This is a genomic window from Kluyvera sp., assembly GCF_047971185.1.
Taxonomy (GTDB): Bacteria; Pseudomonadota; Gammaproteobacteria; order Enterobacterales; family Enterobacteriaceae; genus Kluyvera.
Genome location: NZ_JBKDZH010000126.1, coordinates 1 through 3,072, shown reverse-complemented (window position 1 = coordinate 3,072; position 3,072 = coordinate 1). Strand labels below are relative to the sequence as shown.

The following is a 3,072-nucleotide window of genomic DNA, read 5'->3' as shown; positions in this document are numbered from 1 at the left end:
CCATCACTGCAACACCAGCGCTACTACATCAACACTACTACACCTCCACTACCACACCATCACTGCTGTATCACCACCATCACCACTACTACACCACTACTACTACAGCACCCATACCACCACCGCTACACCACCAGTACTTCACCTCCGCTACCACACCACGATTACTACACCACAGCTACTATCACAGTTACACCACCACTCTTACAAAACCGACACCACTACTACTACTGCTACTACTATTGCACCACCACCACCACCACCACCATTAAACTAGCACTACTACACCACCACCGCTACACCACGACTACAACACCACCACTACAACACCACCACTGCTACACCACCACTACTACTTCATCACCATTGCAACACCACCACTACTACACCAACGCTGCTACATCACCACCACAACTAAACCACTACCACCGCCACTGCTACGTCACCTCCACCACCGCTACACCCCCTCTACACCACCACTAATACTGTCATCACCTCCACCGCTACAACACCTCCACTCTTGTACTCCCTCCATCGCTGCTACACCGCCACTTCCACCACAGCCACACCACCACTACTATAGGACTGTCAACACTCCACATCACTAGCATCACCATTAGCAGAGTCACTATTCCCGCTGCTACACCACTGTTACATTGCATCTACCACTAAACCATAGCCACCACCACAAGCTGGCCAAACCACTACCACTATCAACATTGCAGCCACTTCACCACCACCACCACTACCAGCCCCATCTCCAGAACCACCTGTAACACCACTACCGTCCCATCACCATCAAAACCCTATATAACCATCATTTCCACCGCCACTAACGCCACCAGTACCACCACTTCCACTGCCATCACCACCGCTGCTATAACGTCACCACAGCGCTGCACCACCACCACCACCACCACTGACCACAAACGCACCAGCCCCACAACCTTCATTTGTGTGTACATTAAAATGGAGTACACGGGCAAAGAAATACGTACACACGGTGAAGAGCAAACAATCGCAAATCAACAAAAAAACACTAGAACATAAAGATAACCTAATAAATGACCAGTAACGGAACAGGTAAATGATAAACACGTGCTATTTAAGTTATACGAGGATACACAACGACAAAAAGAGACAACAAGATGCCAGACAGCCTTGGCAGCTCTTGAAAGGGAGTTTTCACCAACTCCGCTCCCAATCCATGAATCTGTCTAACCTCCATTTGAAACTCTCAGTCTTGTTTGTACCAACTACATATTTACTTAGTTTGTTCCACTCATCCACTACCCGATTCGTGAACCAGTTCTTGCCTATGTCCTTCCTAAATCTGAATTTATCGAATTAATATCCACTGCAGCATGCCCTAACATCTGTTTTCAGTATCAGTATTTTATCTACATCGCCCCATTTAAAAACTTCAGTTAAGTCTCCTCGTAGTCTGCGTCTTTCCAAAGAATGTAAATTAAGTTTCTGTAGTCTTACTCTGCAGGGTAAGTTTCTAAGTCCTTGGATCATTTTAGTCATTTTTTGTACAGCATCGAGGGAGTCTGTATGTTTTCTAAGATATGGACACCAAAACTGAACACCATAATGAAGGCGGGACCTATCCAGTGCCAGATACAGATTAAGGGGAGAGTTCGCTATGGTATATTATGAAATTAATTTAAAAAATACGAAACTGAGTTAAGTGGCCTGGCAATACCCCATGGACTAGATGTTTCGTCTGGCGAAGTTTTTTCCGATTCCAATAATTTAAATACCCTGGCTCGGGGACATTTAAATCCCAGCTGGGTGGCCGGCTCACGCTGCTGCCAGTGCATCTCATGGTAGTAGGGTTTTGAGCTATGTTCCATATATATGACGGAATAAGCACAGACCGATACATTTTCACGCAATCTGGCAACCTCTCCTGAGAGAGGCAAAGCGAGCGGGAGGGACCGTGACGCTCAGAGAGCAGACACACTCCACTCTGCTTCATGCCTTGACGTGCTCAGATTCTCGCTTATTTCACACCTCTTATTTACCATCAATACAAACTTGTGGCATTTGTATAGAGTGGTAAATAAGTACATCATGCCTAAGAGAAAAAGACATGTGGAGGAGCTGCTCAGCAGATTACCTCAGAGTAAACACAAGCGGCAACGTGTGGAGCCTGCCTCGCCTCATACTAGCGAGAGACATCCACCACCGCCGCCTCTTATTTCAACTGCTACGCAGCCAGTATCGCCACCTTCAACTTCACAACCTGTCACAAGTCTCCTTTCTTCACCACCATCACCTCAGCCTTCAACTTCAAGTGCTTTACCTCAGCCTTCAACATCAGCGAGCTTACCTTCAGTGCCGAGAGCTTTGGCACGCTCAGACCTCACATGCTCCCAGATTTCTGAGGTTACTGAAAAGTGTGATCGCAAGTTTGTGATTACCGAAAGCCAGCTCCAAGCTCTGTTGCGTGGCTTTCGCTGCAACAAGAGAGACTGCAAGCAACAGGCAAGTGTTGCTACTGAGACCAATAGGTGGGACACCACTTATGTTACCTCATGCACCTCATGTGGTGAGGTTTATTGCAATGCCCCACCCAAATGTCTAAAAATCAAGCATGCTGGATATTATAGAGTAAAATTGGCACCCAGGTAACACTGCTCGAACATAACTTTGGCTACACCAATTGTCACCTCCTCACCAGCATGTTTGGGACTAATAAAAAGATAAGAGGGGTTAAAACGGAGAGAGAAAAGTAGAATAACACCAAAGAAGACAAAAAAGAAGAGATAAAGCGCCGAAAGTACCAGCAGCGACTACAAACCTGGTGGATTTTGAGAAAAATTAAACCTGGCAAAAATGAGTGGGGTGGCGCCTCATGACACCCTCGCCATAGAGCGAATAATACCCTTTATAAGGGGAGGACCAGGTGCCAGATCATAAAGACAAGCATTGGTATGTGATTACTGAACCATAAGGAAATAGAAAAATAGCAAGCTTCGGGATGGTAATTGTATGTGATGGCAGTATGACACGCCAATTGGTAAAAAACTTTGAACGCGTTTTTCTCAAAACTAGGAGTAAAAT

The 3,072-nt window shown here is 46.1% G+C and carries 1 protein-coding gene; it reads right to left on the bottom strand.

What is annotated here, in order from left to right; all coding sequences use genetic code 11:
* Positions 1-806: 806 nt before the first annotated feature.
* Positions 807-953 (bottom strand): hypothetical protein, encoded by a 147-nt coding sequence (locus ACK5JN_RS23730; RefSeq protein ID WP_416872390.1) that lies wholly within the window; start codon positions 951-953, stop codon positions 807-809.
* Positions 954-3,072 lie beyond the last annotated feature (2,119 nt).

Bases quoted from the DNA above. Each gene is read 5' to 3' on its own strand.
- ACK5JN_RS23730 (WP_416872390.1), bottom strand. From the start codon at position 953: ATGAAGGTTGTGGGGCTGGTGCGTTTGTGGTCAGTGGTGGTGGTGGTG.